We start from the raw sequence: 24,668 nt of genomic DNA on the forward strand, positions 1-24,668 counted from the left end.
AGTACACTCCTATCCTTTCCTTTACATCAAAAAGAAACGGCTTAGCCGTCCTCTGCTGAAGAAGGATATCCGTTTCTCGTAGAAATAGAAAAATACTTTATCGCATGAAGCCTATAAAGTCTTATATATTAAAAAAAGGCTTACCGCATCCAGGTTGGATGCAATAAGCCTATTTGTTCATTATGCTGGCGCATGGTGCTTCCGGCCCGGAATTTCTCCGGTCGCTTCGAACACGCGCACAATTTCGTCGATTTCCTTCTTCAGTTCGGCTAGCAATTCAGCTTCAGGCACCTTACGAATGAGTTCTCCGTATCGGAACAGCATGCCCTCGCCTCTAGCACCTGCGATACCGATATCGGCTTCTCGCGCCTCGCCTGGACCGTTTACCGCACAGCCAAGTACAGATACTTTGATCGGCACCTTGATTTTGGAAATATATTCTTCCACTTCATTGGCAATAGAGAATAAATCGATATCAAGGCGACCGCAGGTTGGACAAGATACCAGCGTTGCCGCATTGGTTATGAGTCCAAAAGTTTTGAGCAGCTCCCGAGCTACTTTAACTTCTTCAACCGTATCCGCGCTCAGACTGATTCTCAGCGTGTTGCCGATGCCAAGCGCCAGTAACGCACCAATGCCTGCAGAGCTCTTAATCGTCCCCGTGTGCAGCGTGCCAGCCTCTGTAATGCCAAGGTGAAGCGGATACTTGATTACTTTTGCGGCCATAGAGTAAGCCGCAATAGCCATCGGCACATCGGAAGCTTTGAGTGAAACGATAATATCGTGGAAATCAAGCTCTTCCAGAATTCCAATATGGAAAAGCGCGCTCTCTACCATCGCTTCCGGTGTTGGATAACCGTATTTCTCAAGGAGATGATTCTCCAATGAACCGGCATTAACGCCAATTCGAATCGGTATTCCTTTCTCCTTACATGCCTTCACGACTGCTTCTACACGCTCGCGACGGCCGATATTACCCGGATTAATCCGAACCTTATCTATGCCGTTCTCGATAGCAAGCAATGCCAAACGATAATCGAAATGAATATCTGCTACAAGAGGAATATGAATGCGTTTTTTGATTTCCTTGATTGCCTCAGCTGCTTCTTTGTTATTGACCGTAACTCGGACAAGCTGACAGCCCGCCTCTTCCAGTCCCAAAATCTCCGCAACAGTCGCTTCGACGTCAGCTGTCTTCGTTGTACACATACTTTGAATAATGACCTCGTTACTGCCGCCAATCGTTAGATTACCGACTTTAACCGCCACTGTATCCTGACGCAAATACATAAGCTAATCTCTCCCATGAACGTCAAAGTCCACCCTTTGACTGGCGGCAATGAAGCCGCACGGCTGGGTGGAAACAATGACGGTAGTCAAGCGTAATCGGCAAAGCCGTCATTGGCGACAAAAGCTCGTTACGCAGTTGGACTGCAAGCCAAGCAAAGCGCCCAAACTCACAGCCCATCTATTTGAACGCTAGCTTACGCGCTCTCTTCCTTCTTCTTGCTTTTCTTAGCAGTGAGCTCCGGCATGATCTTCTCTTGCACCGTCTGCTCCGTGATCAGACATGTGCTCAGGTCATCGCGCGAAGGCACTTCGTACATCACTTCTAGCATGATGCTCTCGATAATGGCACGCAAGCCACGAGCTCCGGTGTTACGTTTGATCGCTTCTTTGGCAATCGCATCGAGTGCAGCCGGTTCGAAATCAAGCTTCACGTTATCCATTTCAAGCAGCTTCTGGTACTGCTTTACGAGCGCATTCTTTGGTTCGGACAAGATCCGAACAAGTGCAGGCTCATCAAGCGGCTCAAGCGTGGAAATGATCGGCAACCGACCTACGAACTCCGGAATAAGACCGAATTTCAACAAATCTTCCGGCAATACCATCGTTAAGTATTCGCCTGCCTTCAGATCCTTCTGCAGCTCGCCAGTGGAGCTGAAGCCAATTACTTTCTTACCGATACGACGTTTGATCAAAGACTCAAGACCGTCAAACGCGCCGCCGCAAATGAACAAAATGTTCGTTGTATCGATTTGAATAAATTCTTGATGAGGATGCTTGCGCCCGCCTTGCGGCGGTACAGATGCAACCGTGCCTTCCAAAATTTTGAGAAGAGCTTGCTGTACGCCTTCGCCAGATACATCCCGTGTAATCGACGGGTTCTCTGATTTGCGGGCTACTTTATCAATCTCATCGATGTAGATAATGCCGCGTTCCGCTTTCTCCACATCGTAATCCGCAGCTTGAATGAGCTTAAGCAATATATTCTCAACGTCCTCACCGACGTAACCTGCTTCTGTAAGCGAGGTTGCGTCCGCAATCGCAAAAGGAACATTCAAAATTTTCGCCATCGTTTGCGCGAGCAAAGTTTTACCGGAGCCCGTAGGTCCTAACAGCAAAATATTACTCTTTTGCAGCTCGACGTCTTCGATCTTGCTGCCGGAATTAATCCGCTTGTAATGGTTGTAAACCGCTACAGACAACGATTTTTTCGCAAACTCTTGACCGATGACATAAGAATCCAGGATGGCCCGGATATCTTTCGGTTTCGGAATATCCTTAAGATCAAGCTCTTCCTCATTGCCGAGTTCTTCCTCAACAATTTCAGTGCACAGCTCGATACACTCGTCGCATATATAGACGCCGGGACCGGCAACCAATTTACGTACTTGATCCTGCGATTTGCCGCAGAACGAACATTTCAACTGGCCTTTTTCGTCGTTGAATTTAAACATGTAATCACCCCTTTGATTAAATCGTCGATACCGGTGCTGTAATCACCTTGTCAATCAAACCGTAGGCAAGAGCCTCTTCCGCGCTCATGAAATTGTCACGGTCGGTATCGCGGTCGATTTTCTCATATGGCTGTCCGGTGCGATCTACATAGATTTGGTTTAGCTTTTGCTTCGTTTTCAAAATCCAATCCGCATGGATTTTAATATCCGACGCCTGACCGCGTACGCCGCCGAGCGGTTGGTGTATCATTACTTCAGCATTAGGAAGCGCAAAGCGTTTGCCTTTAGCTCCCGCAGTAAGCAGTAGCGAACCCATGCTGGCTGCCATCCCCATACAAATGGTGGACACCTCAGGCTTGATATATTGCATCGTATCAAAAATACCCATTCCCGCAGTCACGGAGCCGCCAGGAGAGTTAATGTACAGATGTATGTCTTTCTCTGGGTCGTCGGCCGCCAGAAACAGCAGCTGTGCAATGATAGAGTTTGCAACATCATCATCGATTGCGCTCCCAAGGAAAATAATGCGGTCCTTCAGTAGACGGGAGTAAATATCGTAAGAACGCTCCCCGCGATTCGTTTGTTCGACTACGATCGGTACCAGATTCATGCGACCAACCTCTTTTCGTTTATGACTTTGGTTACTTACTTATTGTAACACGTAGTCGTAATGATGTCATTTTTCCACTTATACATTATACGACGACGTCCGTTCGATATGTACGGAGATTAACCTCCAGAGCAAGCACAATTCCATATGTAGGGTCAAAATAAGGCACGTACCAATGACGTGCCTTATCCTGAGTGAAGCTTTTATTCAGTTATGCGTATGTGGCTTATTAAACAGCTTTGCTGTTTTCAAGCAAGAACTTGATTGTTTTGCGAAGCGCAATATCTTCTTGAAGGCTGTTAAGGTTGCCGTTTTTCGAGAAGATTTCACGAAGCTCTTCAGAAGGACGGTTGTACGACTTGGATAGCTTCTCTAGCTCTTCATTCAAATCCTCATCGTTAGCTGCAATACCTTCAGCTTTGGCAATCGCGTCAAGCACAAGGTTGTTTAGAACGCGTTTCTCAGCGTCTGAACGCATTTGTTCGCGAAGCACGGATTCATTTTGTCCGGAGAACTGGAAGTACAGATCCATGTTCATGCCTTGCGCTTTGAGACGGTTTTCGAAATCCTTGATCATGTAGTCCGTTTCGGAAACGATCATCGGCTCAGGAATTTCAACTTCTGCAGCTGCAGTTGCTTTATCTACAACGGCAACTTCACGAGCTTGCTCGCCTTCTTGAACTTTACGCTCTTGAAGCTTGCTCACAAGATCCTGCTTGTACTCTTCAAGCGTATCGAATTCGCTGACATCTTTAGCAAACTCATCGTCTAGAGCTGGAAGGCTCTTGCGTTTGATTTCGTGAAGCTTCACTTTGAACACTGCAGGCTTGCCTGCAAGGTGCTCTGCGTGGTATGTCTCAGGGAATGTTACATCAACATCCTTGAAATCGCCGATTTGCATGCCTACAACTTGCTCTTCGAAGCCTGGGATAAAGGAATTCGAACCAAGCTCAAGCGAATAACGCTCGCCTGCTCCGCCTTCGAATGCTTCGCCGTCTACATAGCCGTCGAAATCGATGACAGTGATATCTCCATTCTGTGCAGCGCCTTCTTCAATGACGGAAAGCTCAGCATGACGTTGTTGCAGACGCTCTAGCTCAGCAGCAATTTCTTCTTCAGTAACTTCAGCAACAGCAGTTTCAACTTCTAGGCCTTTGTATTCGCCAAGTGTAACTTCAGGCTTAACGATAACTTTTGCTTTGAACTTGAACGTTTCGCCTTTAGCGAATTGCTCAACATCAATCTCAGGACGGTCAACCGGCTCAAGATTATGCTCGCTTACTGCTTCGGAATAAGCGTCAGGCAGCAGGATGTCAATTGCATCCTGGTACAGGCTTTCAATTCCAAAACGGGATTCGAAAATGCCGCGCGGCACTTTACCTTTACGGAATCCAGGTACGTTTACTTTTTGTACGACTTTCTTAAATGCTTGATCAAGAGCGACAGTGACTTTCTCCGCTTCAACCTCCACGTCGATCGACACGATGTTCTTGTCTATTTTTTCCCAAGTTGCTTTCATTTTATGCCTTCCCCTCCGAAAATGCTCATGCATCAGTAGTTATCACGTTTCATAAACCATTCTATTATAAACAAGCTGGGCCAGATTATCAAGACTCTGGTTCATCTTCTCCGGATTGCTGCAGCACAGCAACCTGTCTTAAAGCCTTGCAAGCTTGCTCATAACGGAATCTCAATCCTTCGGTAATGCCGTATGTATCACGAATATCGTCATCGTTCGCCGAGCCGTATACGGTGAGAAGCAGCGTCAAATGCAGCGCAGCAGCAAAATAATCTACCGTATCGTCATCGTCTCTCAGCATCCAATGATATGCAGCCGTACCATACAAAAATTGCAAACTTTCTTTCCATAACTCTCTTGCAAAATGCGGCAATGTCGGATCATCAACCTCGGCAACCTGCTCGGTTCGCTCCAATATCCGGATGATCGGATTCGGAAACTCGTCCATTGAAAGCGGTATAACCTCCAGGTCAAGCTCAGTTGCCTCCCCGAGCCTTTCAAGCGTAATCGTGCCTGTCGCCCCGCGCTTCCTCAAGCATTGCAGCGCCTTGAACTGCACAACTGGATGAACCTGCTGGGTGACCAGCCAATTTTTGATCGTCTCATCCATATCCGGCGCCTGAATGTAGGCAGCGCGTTCAAGGGCAAGAATCTGCTGATCGATCATCGGATGGTTCTGCATGATGTAGAGCACTTGATTTACATAAGCTTCATCCTGGTCAGGAGGATTGAGAAACTGCTCGCGTATCGTAGCTTCATCCTCTTCCTTTTCCTGTTTGGCTGTAATAAATCCCGTGCCGTCTTCTGCATTCCCATCCTCAGGGAAAGCCATATCGAGCCATGTCAGAAGACTGTCCCACTCTTCATAATGGCGCGCGTCCTCGCCCTGGCATTGCAGCAAAAAGCGCAGCAACTCCTTGGCCTCCCCGTATTGCTCCGCTTCTAGCATACGGGTTAACTGTACCTGATAATGGTCCAGCATGCTAGGGAACAAATAAACGTTGTCCTTGTTGTCGCTTTGTGCGTCATTGGGAGTTGTAATGATAACACCGCCTTATGGTCACGCCGTTTGTTCATACGTACAATCTTGCATTCGATTATACCATGTACAATCAAAAGAAAAAACAAATGTCGTTTTCTAACGGTTTTTTAACCGATTTCCATCTAAAAAAGCAAATAAGTAAAATAAAGCTTGCAATAAAATATTCTCTTATGATATATTATTGCTTGTGTCCCGGTAGCTCAGCTGGATAGAGCAACGCCCTTCTAAGGCGTCGGTCGGGAGTTCGAATCTCTTCCGGGACGCCATTAACTACAAATTGAATCTTGCTTTAATACAAAGCCGTAATTCCTTTCATTTTCAAAGGAAATTGCGGCTTTTTTATGTTCAGCTTCATCCATCGCCTGCCCGGTTTCATTTCAATTTACACATTTTTTACACACATGAAACATGCTGTTCCCGTACAAGGATAGATCATGGCAACCCCGATAGGCCAATATCATTACACCACAAACACCCAAACACTGACCGTCATCCTCGCATAATCTACACTGTACTCAAATTGCTGGGAGGTGGATGTTTAATGGGTGGTTATGTCGGTGGTGCTAACAGTATCGGTTTTATCCTTGTATTGTTCATTTTGCTGGTAATTATCTCTCGCGGTACTGGCTTTGGTTTCGGCGGTTACTAATTTCTATGAATAGATAGTCATAACGTAACCTCCATGCGTTCGGACTGCTTCATTTCTTAGAATAATATTGCATAGGGCCATTCCATGGACCCTATGCATTGCTGTATCTACAGCGTATTGGAAGTCCAAACACGCCAGGCAGACTACAATAAATAGAGGCCTTCCTGAGGGACATTTCCCTTTGGAACATCTCTATTTTTAGATAGGTATAACCAGTATCTACGCAGTCATCGTTGCTTTCTTTTCGCTAACGAATTGGTATAATTGCTCTGACTTCTCTTCCGTCAGCTCGCCACTATTGTCGAAAACGAATATAGAAGAATTCGGTATATCCCAGTTAATCTGCGGTACAAATTCAATACGCTTCTCAAAGTCGCCCCAGTTGTCCAGCTTCCACTGGTCGCGCTCCGTATGCCGCCCGATAATTCGGTTCTTCTGCAGTTCCATATCCTGAAGCGTCACTACAACAACCTTTATGTCTACCGTTTGGAGTGACAAGCCTGCCGATTCAACGACCTCTTCGATCCACTGCTTATTTTTGAGCTCCGCCGTAAAAGGGGAAATCATAAACACGTTCTGCCCCGCAGCGAGATTCTCGATACATACATCCTTCGCTGTGTCATATTCCAAATCGCGCAAATGTTTCTTGTAATACTCCGAATCCCGGTCACGTTTGTCTAGACCATTAAGCTCAAGTATTGCTTCGACAAATCTGCCCCCGATCGTATCACGATCCAGAAATGCCGCAGGAATGCGATCTGCCAGCTTCCTCGCTACCGTTGTCTTGCCTGTGCCTGCTACTCCCACGAAAAAAACCAACTTTTGCAAAGCGATAAACCTCCACTATTTTTGTAGAAGTATATCATTTTTTGTTCGATTTTAATAGAACGGGATCATGCTGCATCGATGTAAAGGCTTCAATTTAAGTTCTTTCAATAGTCCGACTGCCTCTCTCCAGCGGCCGGACTTCTGGTATCCGCCTATAACAGCTGCATCGATTCAATATGACGCTTCGTCGTTTCGGTTCCATGCTCATGCAGTTTCTGGTAAATTTGCTGAATAAGGTCGTCATAACCCCCATTAATCTCGCCATCGCTCGCTGAACCGAACGGCGAGTGGGAGAAATGGAACATCTCGGCCTCATCCATGCTGGATAGCTCGTCAAACAGCTCTCGCAGCTTGATATGCTCCTCCTCGCTCAGACTGACTTCAAGCTCGTATGCCGCCGCTTGCGGATCCTCTAATATTTGTCCCGCCTGAACGGATACATAATAGCGCTTGCGTTCCACTCCGCCTGCTTCCATATCAACCACGCTTCACACGCTCCTTTTTCGTAACTAGGCTTTATACAGACCCCCCTAGCATCCCCCATCGGACAGACATTTTATCCCTTTTTCCGCATATAACTGATATTATCGCTACTTTGAGACCAGTAAAAGAGAGGAATGAGATCGATGTGTGGAATTACGGGCTGGATCGATTGGAACCGTGATCTGACTAAGCAAAGCGAAAGCTTAGAGAAGATGACCGACACCCTTGCACCGCGCGGTCCCGACGCTTCCGGTACGTGGATATCGGCGCATTGCGCCTTAGGCCACCGCCGTTTATCCGTTATTGACCCGGAGAACGGCGCACAGCCAATGATACGCCATACCGGCGATGACAAATATGTCGTTGTCTATAACGGGGAATTGTACAATGCGCCTGAGCTTCGCAAGGAGCTTGAGAGCAGAGGCAGAGCTTTTACGACAAATTGTGATACAGAAGTGCTGCTGGTTGCCTATATGGAATGGGGCAAAGCTTGCGTGGAGCGTTTTAATGGAATTTTCGCATTTGCGATATGGAATGTTGCCGAACAGGAATTGTTCCTCGCGCGTGACCGGCTTGGCGTAAAACCGTTGTTCTACAGCATACAGGATGGTTTGTTCATATTCGGCTCGGAGCAAAAGTGCATATTGGCTCATCCTGCTGTGAAGCCTGAGGTCGGCGCGGAAGGTCTTGCCGAAATATTCATTCTCGGTCCTGCGCGAACCCCCGGCCACGGTGTATATAAACAAATTAGTGAGCTTAGGCCCGGCCGCTGCATGACTGTCAATCACTCGGGCGTCAAGACCGTTACGTATTGGCAGCTTGAAAGCTCTCCACATGCGCAGAGCATCGAGGAAACGGCAGAGCAAGTCAGGGAATTGTTGAAGGATACCGTTGAGCGCCAGCTCGTATCCGACGTTCCCGTATGCACGCTTTTGTCCGGGGGTCTCGATTCCAGCGCATTAACGACTCTTGCCGTCCAATACTACAATGAAAACGGGCAAGGAAACGTGCATACCTATTCTGTCGATTACACGGATAATGACAAGCATTTCAAGGCGCATGCCTTCCAGCCCAATAGCGATGCGCCATGGATCGAGAGAATGACTTCACATCTCGGAACTATCCATCATCCGATTCAATTCGACACGCCGGAGCTGGTCAATGCCTTGAAAGCAGCTACTCTCGCACGGGATCTGCCTGGGATGGCAGACGTCGATGCCTCGCTGCTACTCTTCTGCCATGAGATTAAAAAGGATGCGACGGTCGCGATATCCGGGGAAGCAGCTGACGAAATTTTCGGAGGATATCCGTGGTTCCATCGCGAGGAGGCGCTTAATGCCAACACGTTCCCTTGGTCGCTCGCCTCAGCCATGCGCGCAGACCTGCTTGCCCCGGACGTCGCAGCTTGGATCAAGCCAATCGACTATATCGGAGACCGATACGCGCAAGCAATCGGGGAAGTGCCCCATCTTGACGGAGAAAACGAGCAGCTGCGCAAAATGCGCCAAATGTCTTATTTGAATATTACCCGCTTCATGCCAACGCTTCTCGATCGCAAGGATCGCATGAGCATGGCGGCAGGACTTGAGGTGCGGGTGCCTTTCTGCGATCATCGGCTCGTCGAATATGTATGGAACATCCCTTGGGAAATCAAGACGTCTGGCGACCGGGAAAAAGGCATTTTACGGAAGGCGCTGCGCGGCATTCTTCCCGACGACGTATTGACCCGTAAAAAAAGTCCTTACCCCAAAACGCATAACCCGAATTATTTGGCGGCGGTCAAAGGCCTTTTGCTGGACGTATTGAATGATCCGACTTCGCCTCTGCTTCCCCTCATTAATGTCGCAAAGGTTAGAGAGCTTGCCGAATCGGATTCTGCCAAGTCTAATATCCCATGGTTCGGCCAGCTCATGTCCGGGCCTCAGCTATTCGCGTACTTGTACCAAGTAAACCTCTGGCTGAAGCAATATAAAGTCGTCATAGGGTAACCGTACCGTACGCTCTTCGTCCTAAGTATACAGAATGAAACACCCCCAGCTGCCGGGATGCCCGTTCAATGGCACTCTAGCTGCTGGGGGTGTTTCATTTGTTCATGTCTTACGCCTGCTCCAATTGGGGAAGAAGATGTCTCAGTGCTTCTCCGCGGTGGCTGATTTGCTGTTTTTCTTCTTTCGTCAGCTCAGCCATTCCGCGGTTTAAACGAGGCACCCAAAACAACGGATCATAGCCAAACCCGCCATCGCCGTGCGGTTTGTCCGTTATGACGCCGTCTACCGTTCCTTCTGCTTCAATAAACAGCCCCGTCGCCGGATCATACAGCGCTAATGCGCAAACGAATTGAGCCTCGCTAAGCAGCTGTGAGCCGTCATCAAGACTGCCCAATTCCGGCAGGCTTCCTTGCTCATGCAAACGTTTAAGCTCGCGAATGAGCTTCTCGTTATTGTCTCCATCTGACGCGTGCTCTCCCGCAAAACGAGCAGAATACACGCCGGGAGCGCCGTTAAGCGCCGTTACGCGAAGTCCTGAATCATCAGCCAGCACCGGCACGCCAAGCGTGTCGCCGGTCGTCTTGGCTTTGATGCGCGCATTAGCTGCAAATGTGTCGCCATCCTCTACTATATCGGGAATCTGCGGGTAATCATGTAAACTTAGCGTTTCCTTGCCAAGCTTCTGAAGCGCATGTGCGAATTCCCTTACTTTGCCCGCATTTTTGGTAGCCACCACAATCTTCTCATGCAGGAGCAGCTGATGCTTTGACATGATAGTTAGCCTCCTATACGCGCAGCCAATGGCCCAAGGACCTCGCGCTGCTTGCCGATCAACTCCGCTATGCCGGCTTCTCCGAGAGCAAGCAGCTGATTAAGCTCCTCGCGTGAGAACGGAGCATCCTCGCCCGTGCCCTGCACCTCTACAAATTTCCCATTGCCTGTCATGACGACATTCATGTCGACCTTTGCTTTGGAGTCCTCTTCGTAATTCAAGTCCAGCATTGCTTTCTCCTGAATAACGCCAACGCTTACCGAAGCCAAGAAATCAGTAATAGGATACTTGGCGAACTGCACCTTCTCCGAAATCTTGTTGACTGCAATCGTCAGCGCGATGAACGCTCCTGTAATCGAAGTCGTACGGGTGCCTCCATCGGCTTGGATAACGTCGCAATCCAGCGTAATCGTACGTTCGCCGAGTGCTTGCAAATCAACGACCGAACGCAGCGCGCGTCCGATTAGACGCTGTATTTCCATTGTCCGTCCCGTCAGCTTGCCTTTGGCAGCCTCGCGGATGTTGCGTGAATGCGTTGCCCGCGGCAGCATGGCATACTCAGCATTAATCCAGCCTTTCCCCTGACCCTTCATAAAAGGCGGAACCCGGTCCTCCACGCTGGCCGTACAAATAACCTTCGTTTCTCCGACCTCGATAAGGACGGAACCCTCTGCATATTTGTTGACGCCTGTCGTTATGGTTACCGGCCGAAGCTGGTTCGGTTGCCGACCGTCGTTTCTCATTTTTATTTCCTCCTGAGTCATGCGTAATATGGTTTAGATAATCCTTGGATTCCATCGTACAATCTTTCCTATTCTAACAAAGTAACCTTTGAATTGCATCTGCGCCAGCGAAAAAGATATCCAAGTGCTGCCGGTGGCCTACGAGCCTAATTTAAATACAAAAAGGGACTGTCCCATAAGTTAGTTGCTTGACGATGTAATATCTTTGTTGATCAGGCTAAACGGCAAACTGCACATAAACTGCACATTTAAATGTTCTTCCGATCTCCATTGCCCTGGGATTCCTTTGAATCAACCAGGAAAGGCCCAAATCCCTTCACAAACACGAACGCGGACGCTTCTCCATAATCATTTAAATGCTCCGTTTACCATCAATTGCTAAAGAAATCAGCAAAAACCAAAATCAAAAACAAGCGTTGCAGATTAGCACTCTGCAACGCTTGTTTAATGCGAATTTTTTCTTATTTTCGATTGTGCGAGCTGCTTCTTCAGGGAGCGACCCCCTTTTGAGTCAGCCTCTTAAACCAAATTATGCAATCTGAGCTTAATTATGACTTAATGGCGTTAACGTGATGCGGACGGCTTACCGGCTCGCTGTAGGATTGGTCCTTCATGTCCACGATGTTCGCTTCCCCGTTCACTTTAATCTGAACGGCAGCTGCGCCAGTGCTTTCAGTAACCGAGAGCACGAGTGCCTGCAGCATCTCAGTCGGCAGCTTCTGACCTTCTTGATACGCCTCGTCCTTCAAGTCAACGGTTACCGTGTTCCCTTCACGAACGATGTCGTTCACGAGTACGTCAGGAAGGATAACGCTGGTCAGCTCTTTTTTGTTAAGCGGGCCTGAGATCAGCTGCTCGAGCGCTGCCTTGGCAGGATCCGAAGAACGCGCGACTAGCCGTGTGACCGGTACATAATATTGCTCATCGTTCAAGGTTTGTGCGGAGAAATAAAGCGTGACCGGCGTCGACTGTCCATAATTGACGCCTTCGGCCGCTTCGATATTAATGCCTACTGCGCGCGTAAGCTTCTCATCAAGCGGATAGCCGTCTACCGGCATTTCCGGCAGCTTGGCGCCTTCATACCAGATTTCAACGCCCTCAATGCCTGTCATAGCCGTCAACGTCCATGTAATGGCTTCTACGATCGTGCGCTCATCCTGCGCGTTATAATCGGCGAAAGGCTCCGAGAATTCGACCGTTGCCAGCTTTTGCTCTTTGTCATACGTGTAAGACTTTATTTGTGTGCCCTGCGGGATGACAGCGCGGAAATCCTCAGGAAGCTGGCTGGCATAAGCGCCATTCTCGACCATCATCTCTAGTGCCTTCTGTCCGGCTTGTTCGTTTGCTCCTAGCGTTGTTGTCAGCGAGATCGGAGCCAAATAGCCATTCCGGTCCTCGAGGTAAACCGTCATTTGTGTTTCGCCTTCAACGACTGCCTGTCCGGTTTCAGCATTGTCAACACCGTCTTTAACCTCAATCTGCGGCGGATCGATTGACTGGCTTGTCTCCTGAGAAAACAATCCGCAACCGGATGTAAGAATCGGCAACACGAGAACCCCTGAAAGTACGGCACCCCTAATCCATCTTTTTTGAATCATATTGACCTTTCCTCCCTAATCGAGTTTTGCCTGGCGGCTTTGTACAACTCCTTATTTGTAGTACTATGTATACGAGCCCTTCCCTTTTTTAGACCAGTTTTGTCCATAAAATCCTAAGGGGGAACAAAAACATGTCCAATCCCGAAATTTATAGCCTTAACAGCCGCAAAGTGGCGGAGGCTACAGACGAATGGCTCATCAAGCGCGGTGTAACAAAGATTGCGATCGCCGAGCTCGTGCATTTCCTGCAAAAGGATTATTTCCCTGACCTGACGCCTGAGGATTGCATCGTTCATGTCGACGCCGTCCTGTCCAAACGAGAGGTTCAGAATGCCGTATTGACGGGCATCCAGCTCGACATCCTTGCAGAGGAAGGCAAGCTGATGGCTCCGCTTCAAGATATGATCAAGCATGATGAAAGCCTTTATGGATGCGATGAAATTTTGGCATTGTCGATCGTCAACGTTTACGGCAGCATCGGTTTTACAAACTTCGGTTATGTCGACAAGCTCAAACCAGGCATACTGGTTAAGCTGAATGATAAAAGCGACGGAGAAATCCATACGTTTCTAGACGACATCGTCGGCGCAATCGCAGCATCGGCTGCCAGCCGAATTGCTCACCGCAGGCAGGCGGAGCGAGAGGGCGTAACACAGCCGCCGCTCGATTAAACCAGGCCATCGATGTTGGATTTTGCTTCGCAAAACCTAAGCGTATGCTTTCGATGTTGGATTTTGCTTCGCAAAACCTAAGCATATGCTTTCGATGTTGGATTTTGCTTCGCAAAACCTTTAGGAGGTTCCCTACATGAATTACGATATATTTTACAAAGGCGCTTTTGCCATGCTGAAGGTTAAGCTTAATCCAGGGGAAAGCGTAAAGGCTGAGATGGGGGCAATGGTCTCCATGTCGCCGAGCATCGACCTCAAAGGCACGACGGATGGCGGCTTTATGCGCGGACTCGGCAGGATGCTTAGCGGGGAAACCTTCTTCTTTCAGGAAATGACAGCAAACAGGGGACAAGGTGAAGTTCACCTTGCTCCTCCTTCCCTTGGCGATATTGAAGCGATTGAGCTGGATGGCTCATACAAGCTTTATGTACAGAAGGATGGATTCCTAGCCGGCACAAGCGGCATTGAGGTCAATACGAAAATGCAGAACCTAGGCAGAGGGCTGTTATCTGGCGAAGGTTTTTTTATCGTGGAGATCAGCGGGAAAGGCACCGTCTTCCTCTCCTCGTACGGCGCTATTCATGCGCTCAACCTAGCACCTGGGGAAGAAGTCATCATTGATAACGGTCATTTGGTTGCATGGCCGGGCTACATGAATTACACGATTGAGAAAGCCTCCAAAGGCTGGCTCTCCAGCATCACTAGCGGTGAAGGACTCGTCTGCCGCTTTCGAGGCGAAGGTGTCGTGCTTATTCAGAGCCGCAATCCGGCAAGCTTTGGAAGCTGGCTGAAAAAGTTCATTCCCGGCGGCAGCTAACAACCTGCTGATGAACCGCATGCGTATCCATGAACAGGACTCATAACTTAAAGCCAGCACGTCTCCCGACATGCTGGCTTTTGTCTATTTTAAGCCTAGTACGCTTTAGTTGTTAATGATTGCATTCCAAAATCTTCTCATCCCCGTGTATATGCAGCAGGACAAGGAGCAGGGAATCACATTGTTAGTGCTGGGAAAGTAAACGTTGCGTCAAAACCTTTACTTGCCGCTGTTTAGAAATGACTTGTTCGGCAAATAATGCAGGGCGCGGACGAAACGAACAGTTTTGGTCTTCGCCCGCATAACAATGGAATGCGTCTCTGCCCGCTGATCGGGGAAATACTGAACACCCCCTAGAAACTCACCTGGCGTCACGCCTGTTGCCGCAAAATAAACGTCTCCCGTACCGATCATATCCTCCATCGTCAGAACGCGGTACGGATCCTCGATCCCCATTTGAACGCAGCGATTATACTCGTTGCCGTCAGCAGGCATCAAACGCGCTTGCAGCTCGCCTCCCAAGCACTTCAGCGCTGCAGCGGCAATGACACCCTCAGGAGCTCCGCCGGAGCCCACATACAAATCAATTCCCGCCTCAGGAAAAGCAGGGGCCATTGCACCGGCAACATCGCCGTCCGACAGAAATTTAATGCGTACGCCGACTTTGCGCAGCACCTTTACGATAGATTCATGGCGCGTTCTGTCCAGAATCATGACCGTTAAATCCGAAACCTTTTTATTTAAGCCATCCGCCGCTTTCTGCAGCGTCACGTCCATTGGATCGGTAATAGACAATTTGCCGACTAGAGCAGGCCCGAAGGCCAGCTTCTCCATATACATATCCGGCGCGTGGAGCAGTTGGCCTTTCCCTGCTACCGCCAGGACAGACATCGCGTTGTTCAAACCTTTCGCGACAATTTCCGTGCCTTCAAGCGGATCCACAGCGACGTCAACCTCAGGCCCATTCAAGCTGCCCACTTCCTCTCCGATATATAGCATCGGCGCTTCGTCCATTTCCCCTTCTCCGATGACTACCGTGCCGCGAATGGACACGGAATCAAACATGGAACGCATGGCGGAAGTCGCCGCTCCGTCTGCGCTATTCTTATCGCCTCTCCCCATCCACGGTGCCGATGCGAGTGCCGCAAGCTCCGTTACCCTCACAAGCTCTAATGCCAACTCTCTCTCCATGTCATCCAGTCTCCTCTACCCTCATATGACGGAACAGATCATTAGCATACATGTTGAAGTCATTTCCGTTATTTAATATGTATCATATATTTATTTATGTCGCAATATATATTTCCAATCTTCATTAAACCATCATTAATAGGTTAAAGGATGCTTATCAACTATCATCTACAGGTTGGAACGACAAAAGAGCGATCCGACACAGAGCAAGCTCTGCGCGGATGCGCTCTTTTATCTAAAGAACCAAGCAAGATCATCAACTATTCATAAATCTCAATTTCGTATAGTGACGGGCCGTACGGCGGCATAGCTTTATCCGTAATCAAAACGCGCACATATCTGGCTGCCGTGCTGCTCTCAAGCGTTACGGCTTCCGTGTATTCGGCAGCACTCAGACTTCGGTTCAGCGCATGCACGGATTGCCAGTCCGCGCTTTCGGCAGACAGATCGCTTCCTGTCGCCGCCACTTGGATATCCACAGCTTTTCCGTAAGCAGCTTCCCATACCAATACGATTTTGCTTATGTCATACGTATGATTCAAATCAATATAAACCCACTCGGCGTTGTAAGGAGCGATTGCATTGTCGCTCCACTTCGCTTCCCATCTTGTGCCCGCGTTCCCGTCAGTTAGCAAATTCGCAGGAAATACATTGTTGAAGCTGGACGCCGCTGCTTGCTTGTTCAGCGCCAGATTCGTCCCTTGTTCCGGTTCCGGTTCCGGTTCTGGTTCTGGTTCTGGTTCCTGATTGGGATCCGTACCTCCGCTTGAACCGCCGCTCACCCAAGTGCCGTAAACCTCGAACTCCCATAAGGAATAGCCGTATGGCGTCCCGCGTGCACTGCCCAGCATTCGGATATGTCTCGCCTCTTCCCCTTTTAAGGTAATCGGGTCAACGCCTCCGTTTCCTGCGGCTTCTGTAAAGACGTCTGTCCAATCATGCTCTCCCGGGATCGCTGCCGTAGACACTTGAAGCTTGTAGGCTTTGCCGAAAGCACCCTCCCAGCTTAACACGGCGCTCTCAAGCGAATATTGAGCCCCCAAATCAATGGCTAGCCACTGCGGATCAGAAGCGGCGGACTCCCATCTTGAATTGCTGTTTCCGTCAACAGCATTGGCAGCAGGCTGGGGCCCGGTTGAGGCTGACGCTGCCTTGTGAAGCGCTACGTTTGCAGCAGCGGTCTTCACCTGCTGCTGTACCTCGCTGATTCCGTAGCCGGCAGCCGTTATGGCGATTGCGTACGTTTTGATCTCGGGAAATAAAGCGGCATTTAGCTTGATTTTGCCCGCTTCCACCGTATAGCTGCCGTCAGCCGCGGCTACGCCGTCAATCGATAGCATCGTAATCGCCGCACGCCATGCAGGCGAATCAACGAATCCAAGCTCGATCGGCTGGCCAACCTTATTGTCTGACGTGTCCGCACTTAGAACTGGCGGAGCAGCAACCTCGCGAATCGCAACGTTATCTACATAGATAACATGCTCGCCGTCTGGCGTTACGAAGGCTCCATTCACGACATTTCCAAGCAAAAACTTGAGTGTTAGATTTACATCGCTTGTTGGCAGGAGACTTTTTTTGTACACGGCATGCGGATCACCCGTGATATTGAAAAGAACCGATTGATTGTTGTTATAGCCGCCTAATTCGAGTGCGATCGGACGGTCAAACGGACCAGGAGCTGGAAGCTCTGCTCCCGACCATGCCTGAAAGCTGAGCTCGTAGACCTTTCCAGCCGTTAGCTTAATGCCGGATTGGGTGAACTGAGTGGACCAGCCGACCGGCACATTCCATTCGGGGTGCATGCCTCCGTTGTAATAAATATCGATACGGGCAGCCCCATCCTTAACCTCAACCTTCGAATCTCCACCGTCACCGAACCAATGCTCCCAGCTTGCCATCCCGTTCGACATATTGCCATTCAACACGAGATTGCCATCCGCCGGAAAAATGACTTGATTGACGTCGGTATCGCCAAAGCCCCATGCCTTGATTTTAATCAGATAAGATCGATCGCCCGTAAAGACCGACTGATCGATAATGATAGCACCAGGCTGAACGTTATACCGGCCTTCGGCTATCACGGCACCGTTCACTTCAATCGCAGCAATGGCTGCTCTCCATGCTTCATGATCGACAAAACGTATTTCTGCCTCTTCGCCGACACGATTCGCAGTTGAATCCGGAATGAGCGTAGGAGGCCTAAGCACTGGAGCATCCTTAACCTCAAGCACCACGTTATCTATAAAAATATCATGTGGGCTCGCTGCGCTCCGAGCCGTTTTGCCAAGCAGGAATTTCAGAGCGACTTTATCGTCTGCCCCCATTTTGAATGAGAATTCAAAATGCTGCATCGCATTCGTCAGCATGAGCGGCCCGCTGTAAAACCGTCGCGTATAACCTGCGTTTTCGAGAGCCGCTTCGATATCTCGCCCGACGGTTGATCTGGCATCAAAGGAGAGCTTATACGTCAGCCCTTTCGTCAAGTTTAACTCTGACTGATTAAGCATGACGTTCCAAGCCTCTCCGCCAACGTTCGTTATCGCAATTTTGGCTGCGCCATTGTCTTCAGTAAAGACAGCCGCACCGCCTTGCGTGAACGGTTCCCAGCCGCTCAGCGCGTAAGAGAAGTCGCCGTTCTGGAGCGGGAACAAATCGACACCCGTGAAATCTACATTCAGATTAGTCGTGCGAACGAGCTGAATATTGTCCAGTTGAATAGCACCCACGCTTCCTCCGAGCAAAAAGACCAGCTGAGCCTCTTCATCCGTCACGCCTTCAGGCATTGTAAACGTAACCTTATAGTTCTTATTGTCTGCCGATAACGAAATACCATGGGGACCGCTATAAATCATATCGCCGTCCTTGCTCGCAAGCTGCACGCCGATCGGACGAGCCTCCGAAGATTGAGCATCAAAAGTAAGCTCATACGTGTCTTTCTGGAGAAGATTAATCCCCTGCTGAACCAACCGCACGCTTGCTTCGTTTGCACCGCCGTTCGCAATGACGGCACGAAGCTTGCGCGTCATTGGATCAACGCTGACCGTTGCAACCGCCGAATCTGCCGCAAGTGCATTCCAATAGAGCAGACGGTCCATTGTGCCGAGATCAAAGCCCCCGTTATACACATGGTTGCCGTTGTTGAGCGGCTGCTTCGCGGCACCAGGCTCATTCAAGGAGTCAATAGCTTCCAGACGAACGTTGCCGATCCACACGTCATTCGTATTCTGACCGAGATTGAATTCCACGCGAGCTTTGGCATTTGTATTTGCCGTCATGAGGAAGCGGTATTCATAATGGCCCGTTTGCGTCTTCAAGGCCGCCTCGAAATTATCGGAATAAATGCCCCATCCGCTGTCCGCATCGCCGCCGAGCTTGACACTCATGCTGCGCGGCGCGGATGCCTTCGCATCGAAGCTGATTTTATAAGCCTGGCCCTTCACTAACGTGACATATTGAATGAGCTGCAGGGAATATGGTACATTTCCGCCATTCGTAATATCCACCTTTGCAAACGGCGTGCCTGTACCTGCACCAGCATCGACAGAGACGCTTCCCGCTCCTCCGAATTCAGCGCCATGAAGAAAATTCCAATATTGATAGTCAAGCTCAGGAGCTGCGGTCGTAATATCCTTCACGCCTTGGCTGTAGGACGTATCATAAATAAGGTTCCCGTCTATTGCTGCTTTACCGCCTTCAGGGAACGTATCCTTCACAAGCGTCGGCTCAGTTGGCTGCATGTAAGCTCTCCCCGTCAGCTCATAAGCACGGACATAATCAACCAGCATCTCCGCAGGCAGAAGCGAAGGGTCCGGCTTGCGTCCACCGTCGTAATTGCCGCCTATGGCGAGATTCAAAATGATATAGAATTCTTTGTCGAATGGAGCTGGAAAAGCATATTTCTCCTGCTGATCGGCTCCCCAGCTATGCCAGTCATTAATCGTCTGAAAAAGATTGCCATCCACGTACCAGCGAAGCTCCCCAGGCTCCCATTCTACCGAATACGTATGGTAGCCCGTTATATCCTGGCCCTCTGGGAAATGGTATTGCGCGCCAGTCGCCTTGTTGTTCGGCGCGTTTTTGCCATAATGGATCGTACCATCGACCTCGCCGACCGTACGGCCGCGCGCTTCCATAATATCGATTTCGCCGGAGGACGCCCAGCCGCCGTACTCGCTGTCCTTCGGCATCATCCAAAATGCCGGCCAGATGCCCTCGCCTTCCGGCATCTTGATGCGTGCCTCGAATTTACCGAATGCTTTGCTGAAGGTAGGGCTGGTCCATAGGCGTCCCGAGGTATATGTTTTCCCGCCAAAGCTCTCATTCTTGGCTTGGATGACAAGCTCGCCGTTCTCCACCTTAATATTTTCTTTTCTATAATATTGCTCCTCGTTATTTCCCCAGTTGGCTACTCCGTAATCGCTGCCGTTGCCAAGCTGGTAACCCCATTTATCAAGGTTGACGCCATTCGTATCCACGTTCGTGCCAGTCCCGTCAAACTCATCAGACCATACGAGGCTCCACATAATCTCCTCTTGAATGTCCTGCAGCGCATTTGCAAGCTCGTAGCCCGCTGATTTAACGGCTATCGTGTACGCTTTTGCAGCTTGAAATACCGATTTGTCGATAGTCAGCTTGCCAGCGGACAGTGAGTAAGCGTCCGCCGGAAGCTTGCTGCCGTCTACGATCACTGCCGAAACAGCATTTCTCCAGGCTGCGTTGTCCGCAAACGTAATCTCGATATCAATGCCCTTTGCATTGTCCAAGGCATCCGGCGACATCACGGGAGGCAAAGCGAGCGTAATGTCATTTGTGCTGCGTGCCTTTTCCCCTGCTGCTTCCTTGGCGCCTTTAAGCTCCAAGCGAACATTATCAATATACACGTCATGAGCGATACCTGGTGCTCCCGGCTGATTGCCCATTAGCAGCTTGAAGCCAGCCAACTCATCCTTATCCAATGTGAATTCGTAGCTGTATGTTTGCGTTACGTCATCCACTTGCACCTTCTCGTTCAAATAGCGGACATAAGTGCCGTTCTCAACAACGGCTTCAATAGTGCGCGGTATGGTCGATCTTGCCGCAAAGGAGACGATATAGGTCTTTCCTTTGGCGAGAGCAAGCGACCCCTGCTGCAGTATAATATCCCAGGCATTCGCGCCGGTATTTGCAATGGCTGCCTTAGCAGCACCGTTATCCGCCGTGATAGCCGCGCTTGAGGAGCCATCGTATATTCCCTGTACATGACTGGTCCAGTTCTGCATCGCTTCATCGAAATATCCATTTTGGAGTAAAAAGGCTTTGGACCTTGCATCTTTAAGCTCAATCCGAATATTATCGACATAAACATCATGCGCGCCGATCACGCTCGCTCCTTCGAGCTTGCCAAGCAGCAGCTTAAAGGACGGCGTCATGTCGTTCAGCGCTTGCAGCTCAAAGCTGAATGTCTGCTTCGTTTCTGTGAGCTGTACCTTTTCTGATAAATAACGCGTATTGTTGCTGTCGATCACAATTTCCATTTCGCGGTTTTTGGATGCTCTAACATCTAGTGAGACGATATAGGTATTGCCTTTAAAAAGATCGAAGTCGGTCTGCATCAGCATGACATCCCACGGATTGTTGCCTTCGCTAGCAATGGCCATCTTCAGCTCGCCGTCCTGCGCTGCGAATACGGCGCTTGAGCCCCAGCCGTCGTACCGGCCTTGCACATGCTCCGCCCAGCCTGCCTTGCCATTCGAGAAGTCGCCGTTTTTAACCGGGAACTGATCGTTCAGCGCCAGCTCGCCGATATTGTAGTTGGTCAGACGGACCATGGCTACATCATCGATAAATACATTCCCCTGTTCACCGCCGAGTAAGAAGATCAGTTGCCCATTTACGTCTGTAGGCTGCTCCATCGTGAACAGCAGCGTATGCTCCGTCATCTCCGAGGTTAACAAGAATGTCTCGGGATTGGCGTAGTAGCCGCCATTTTGCTTGCTAACGGACGCTTGAATCGTTCTTTCGGAAGCGGCTCTGGCTTTGAACGTAACTTTATAATCATTTCCTTCAACTAAATGAACGCCGAATTGCGTGAGTTTAACAGCATCTCGCTCCGTACCGCCGTCCGAAATCGCAACCTGAAGCTCACGATCCGCCGCATCTACTGCTGCAGAAGCGCTGCCGCCAAGCGCAGAGAAGTTCCAATAGGTCAATCGGTCTATCCGTCCGATATCGAAGGTCCCGTTATACACATGATTGCCATTCAGCGGCTCCTTCGGATCGTTGTCATGGTAGGGGTCCGGCGCAGTCGTCTCTTCTACCTTCACATTGCCGATCCATACCGGGTTCGTGCTTAAGCCCAGATTGAACTCCAGCCTTGCGAGCGTATCAGTTTCCGTTCCCATTTGAAAAACCATCTCGTAGGATTGAATGTTGCTCGACAGCCTTGCGTCAAGGCTATCGGAGTAGGTGGTCCAGCCTCTGTTCTCCCCTCCGCCAAACTTCACCGCCATATTGCGGTTTGCGTTGGATTTTGCATCAAATGAAAGCTTATACCATCTGCCTTTGCCAAGCGTCACGTTCTGAATCAATTGAACGGCATGGGCGGCATTCCCGCCTGCCGTAATGTCCGCTTTCGCGAAGGGTACACCGTTCAGCTGTTCCACCGTGATCGCACCATTACCTTGGAAAGTGCTGACATGGGCAAAATTCCAAAATTTCGTATCCAGCGCCTGATCCGGCTCCGCGATCGTTGTGAACGGTTCGGCATAGCTGCTGTCATGTACGAAATTGCCAGCGATCGGCTGCTTATATTCGGTTAGATAAGGCTCTTTTTCAAAAGAAGGCTCTACCGGCGATTTATAAGGCCTATTCGCAATGTCATACACCCGCACATAATCCACTTCCATCTTGCTTGGAATGTCCGAAGCATCGGGCAGCCTGCCGCCATCGTAATTGCCCCCAACCGCTAAATTCAGAATCATATAGAACGGCTTGTCAAATGGTGCTGGAAATACATATTTGGCAGGCTGATCCGCTCCCCAGCTGTCCCAGTTGTTAAGCTTTTGGAATAATTCGCCATCGACGTACCAACGGATCTCGCCTGGCTCCCATTCCACGCCGTACGTATGATAATCGGTTATGTCCGTATCCGCCCCAAACTCGTATTCCGCGCCAGTCGATTTATTATTAGGCCAGTTCCTTCCATAATGAATCGTTCCGCCGACCTCATTCGGCAAACGTCCGCGCGCTTCCATAATATCGAGCTCGCCTGAGGCTGCCCATACGCCATACTCGCTGTCCTTCGGCATCATCCAGAATGCCGGCCATATTCCCTCTCCTACGGGAAGCTTCATACGGGCCTCGAATTTACCAAACGTTTTGTTAAAGGTCGGCTCCGTATACAGCCTGCCCGAAGTATAAGCTTTGCCGCCGTAGCCGTCGTCATCAGCCGTAATCGTCAGCTTGCCGTCTGCGACCGATATGTTCTCGGCGCGGTAATATTGCTCCTCGTTATTGCCCCAGCCGTCCAAGCCGTATTGTGAACCTGTGCCGAGCTGATATGCCCATTTGTCTAAGTTGACGCCGTTCGCATCTATGTTGTCTCCGCTCCCGTCGAATTCGTCATTCCATACGAGCTCCCACTCGTCCGCAGGCGCCGCAGTTGGTGCCGTCGTTGGTTCCGTTGTTGGTCCTGTTGTCGGTGCAGGAGTCGGTCCTGTAGTTGGCGCCGTTGTTGGTCCCGTTGTCGGGGCAGGAGTCGGAGTCGCTCCAGTACCTCCGCCGCCTTGCCCAGGCGTTGCTTGCTGGCCGCTTATCAAGACGCCATTCTCAATAACAGCCTTGTCGCCTTTACCAAGTTTTTTGTCATTCACAACGATGTCTGTGCTTTCATTAATAATCTGCTGCACATTTCCTTTCGCTTTAACGCTCGTTCCTGCAGCCTTCTCTTTAATCTGCAGCAGCGAGAGGCTAGCAGCAGCATCCAGCTCCAGCTGCGCTGTTGATTCAATGATAAGCTGCTCCGCATCCGTCTTATTCGTGAATATCACCCTTACTTTGCCTGCCGCTTTGTTAACATTCAGCTTATTCAGCTTGGAATGAATGAAATGAATGCTGTTAACGCCGCCTCCTTGAATGTAAACCGTGCCTTTAACCTCCAAATCCGTTAGAAAAACATCGCCTTCGCCAATGCCTTGCGTCAGAAATAGATTACCGTCTATAACCGCATCGTCTAGTCTAACGTCAGCCGCATTTATGACTGCATTCCCTGAAATGCGCAATTTGTCATAGCTGCCTGCTTTATTCACGACCTCCACGGCCAAACGGTCCAATAAGGCGATTGCTTCCGCTCGCGTGATTGGCTTAGCAGGTCTCAGCGTTTGATCGGGATAACCATTTATGTATCCGCCGGCCAGCAGCTGCTCAAGCGAAGCTTTCGCATAAGCCTGTACCTGATCTCTATCCTTAAAAGAAGCAAGCTTGTCGCCTTGCTCGCCTTCAAGCATGAACAATCCCGCAGCGATCTTTGCAGCCTCTTGCCTCGAAATAGATGCGCCTGGCTTAAAGCTGCCATCCGGATATCCCGTTATGAAACCAGCTTCCTTTACAGCAGCGATATCCTCACTGTACCAAGCGTCTGCCGCAACATCCGTAAACGAGCTTCCCTCGCTTTTGTTCAAACGGAACACCGCGTTAACAAGCTTCGTAAATTCCGCTCTCGTCACTTGACGATCCGGCTGTATGCTGCCGTCTGGGTATCCGCCGAGCATGCCTTTGTCTATCCACTTCACTAATGTCTTCTCGCCCCAATGAGCTGTGCTGACATCCGAAGCACTCTCCGCGTTCACTATAGGCAGGCTGCTTGCCAGCATCATGAACACAAGCATGATTGAAATAAACCTTTTATTCATTCCCACTCTACTTCCTTTCCATTTGAGTTGGCTAACTGCAAACGCTTACTTGCGTTTTCAGAAGAACAGCCTGCACCTTACAGCTCAATAATGAAACTGCATCGTGACAGGCTGTTCGCTCGGTCGAT

At 49.7% G+C, this 24,668-nt stretch carries 16 protein-coding genes and 1 tRNA gene; 5 read left to right on the plus strand and 12 right to left on the minus strand.

Annotated elements, in window-relative coordinates; translation table 11 throughout:
* Window positions 1–180 precede the first annotated feature (180 nt).
* The 5 genes from ispG to AB4Z29_RS00070 all read right to left on the minus strand — a co-directional run bounded on the left by ispG (window position 181) and on the right by AB4Z29_RS00070 (window position 5,783).
* On the minus strand, window positions 181–1,290 hold the full coding sequence (ispG, locus tag AB4Z29_RS00050) for a flavodoxin-dependent (E)-4-hydroxy-3-methylbut-2-enyl-diphosphate synthase (RefSeq protein ID WP_183557585.1): 1,110 nt from the start codon (window positions 1,288–1,290) through the stop codon (window positions 181–183).
* Window positions 1,291–1,484: 194 nt separating this feature from the next.
* Window positions 1,485–2,741, minus strand: a complete 1,257-nt coding sequence (clpX, locus tag AB4Z29_RS00055; RefSeq protein WP_076271649.1) for an ATP-dependent protease ATP-binding subunit ClpX — start codon at window positions 2,739–2,741, stop codon at window positions 1,485–1,487.
* A 16-nt stretch (window positions 2,742–2,757) separates the two neighbouring features.
* Window positions 2,758–3,351 carry an ATP-dependent Clp endopeptidase proteolytic subunit ClpP gene (gene clpP / locus AB4Z29_RS00060; RefSeq protein WP_053374767.1) on the minus strand — a complete coding sequence of 198 codons (594 nt, stop codon included), beginning with the start codon at window positions 3,349–3,351 and terminating at the stop codon, window positions 2,758–2,760.
* A 229-nt stretch (window positions 3,352–3,580) separates the two neighbouring features.
* Window positions 3,581–4,870, minus strand: a complete 1,290-nt coding sequence (gene tig, locus AB4Z29_RS00065) for a trigger factor (RefSeq protein ID WP_441941146.1) — start codon at window positions 4,868–4,870, stop codon at window positions 3,581–3,583.
* Window positions 4,871–4,958: 88 nt separating this feature from the next.
* Window positions 4,959–5,783, minus strand: coding sequence for a hypothetical protein (locus tag AB4Z29_RS00070; RefSeq protein ID WP_441941147.1), 825 nt, complete (start codon window positions 5,781–5,783; stop codon window positions 4,959–4,961).
* 318 nt (window positions 5,784–6,101) lie between these two features.
* Between AB4Z29_RS00070 and AB4Z29_RS00075 the strand changes: the two genes are divergently transcribed.
* Together AB4Z29_RS00075 and AB4Z29_RS00080 are read left to right on the plus strand one after the other, a co-directional pair.
* Window positions 6,102–6,178, plus strand: a tRNA-Arg gene (locus AB4Z29_RS00075).
* 275 nt (window positions 6,179–6,453) lie between these two features.
* Entirely contained in the window at window positions 6,454–6,561 is a 108-nt protein-coding gene (locus AB4Z29_RS00080; RefSeq protein ID WP_212758534.1) for a dihydroorotate dehydrogenase, read from the plus strand.
* A gap of 219 nt (window positions 6,562–6,780) precedes the next feature.
* On the opposite strand, the gene AB4Z29_RS00085 is transcribed toward AB4Z29_RS00080, so the two are convergent.
* Window positions 6,781–7,389 (minus strand): AAA family ATPase, encoded by a 609-nt coding sequence (locus tag AB4Z29_RS00085; RefSeq protein WP_441941148.1) that lies wholly within the window; start codon window positions 7,387–7,389, stop codon window positions 6,781–6,783.
* A 152-nt stretch (window positions 7,390–7,541) separates the two neighbouring features.
* Complete coding sequence (locus AB4Z29_RS00090; RefSeq protein ID WP_183558465.1) at window positions 7,542–7,865, minus strand: hypothetical protein; 324 nt, start codon at window positions 7,863–7,865, stop codon at window positions 7,542–7,544.
* Between the two features lie 150 nt (window positions 7,866–8,015).
* Between AB4Z29_RS00090 and asnB the strand changes: the two genes are divergently transcribed.
* Window positions 8,016–9,860 (plus strand): asparagine synthase (glutamine-hydrolyzing), encoded by a 1,845-nt coding sequence (gene asnB, locus AB4Z29_RS00095; protein ID WP_441941149.1) that lies wholly within the window; start codon window positions 8,016–8,018, stop codon window positions 9,858–9,860.
* A gap of 109 nt (window positions 9,861–9,969) precedes the next feature.
* On the opposite strand, the gene rdgB is transcribed toward asnB, so the two are convergent.
* From rdgB to AB4Z29_RS00110, 3 genes are all read right to left on the minus strand, one after another.
* Window positions 9,970–10,632 carry an RdgB/HAM1 family non-canonical purine NTP pyrophosphatase gene (rdgB, locus tag AB4Z29_RS00100; RefSeq protein ID WP_441941150.1) on the minus strand — a complete coding sequence of 221 codons (663 nt, stop codon included), beginning with the start codon at window positions 10,630–10,632 and terminating at the stop codon, window positions 9,970–9,972.
* Between the two features lie 5 nt (window positions 10,633–10,637).
* On the minus strand, window positions 10,638–11,375 hold the full coding sequence (rph, locus tag AB4Z29_RS00105; protein WP_441941151.1) for a ribonuclease PH: 738 nt from the start codon (window positions 11,373–11,375) through the stop codon (window positions 10,638–10,640).
* 548 nt (window positions 11,376–11,923) lie between these two features.
* The gene (locus AB4Z29_RS00110; RefSeq protein WP_441941152.1) at window positions 11,924–12,973 is read right to left on the minus strand and encodes a GerMN domain-containing protein; all 1,050 of its coding nucleotides are present in this window, start codon (window positions 12,971–12,973) and stop codon (window positions 11,924–11,926) included.
* A 131-nt stretch (window positions 12,974–13,104) separates the two neighbouring features.
* Here AB4Z29_RS00110 and AB4Z29_RS00115 point away from each other — a divergent pair, with 131 nt between their 5' ends.
* Complete coding sequence (locus AB4Z29_RS00115; RefSeq protein ID WP_441941153.1) at window positions 13,105–13,644, plus strand: phosphatidylglycerophosphatase A family protein; 540 nt, start codon at window positions 13,105–13,107, stop codon at window positions 13,642–13,644.
* A gap of 136 nt (window positions 13,645–13,780) precedes the next feature.
* Window positions 13,781–14,461 carry a TIGR00266 family protein gene (locus AB4Z29_RS00120; RefSeq protein ID WP_183557556.1) on the plus strand — a complete coding sequence of 227 codons (681 nt, stop codon included), beginning with the start codon at window positions 13,781–13,783 and terminating at the stop codon, window positions 14,459–14,461.
* A gap of 219 nt (window positions 14,462–14,680) precedes the next feature.
* On the opposite strand, the gene glpX is transcribed toward AB4Z29_RS00120, so the two are convergent.
* The gene (glpX, locus tag AB4Z29_RS00125) at window positions 14,681–15,652 is read right to left on the minus strand and encodes a class II fructose-bisphosphatase (protein WP_441941154.1); all 972 of its coding nucleotides are present in this window, start codon (window positions 15,650–15,652) and stop codon (window positions 14,681–14,683) included.
* A 260-nt stretch (window positions 15,653–15,912) separates the two neighbouring features.
* The gene (locus tag AB4Z29_RS00130; protein WP_441941155.1) at window positions 15,913–24,540 is read right to left on the minus strand and encodes a carbohydrate binding domain-containing protein; all 8,628 of its coding nucleotides are present in this window, start codon (window positions 24,538–24,540) and stop codon (window positions 15,913–15,915) included.
* Between the last annotated feature and the right edge of the window lie 128 nt (window positions 24,541–24,668).

The sequence above is a fragment of the Paenibacillus sp. 2TAB23 genome, from assembly GCF_052115165.1.
In the GTDB taxonomy this organism is placed as follows: domain Bacteria; phylum Bacillota; class Bacilli; order Paenibacillales; family Paenibacillaceae; genus Pristimantibacillus.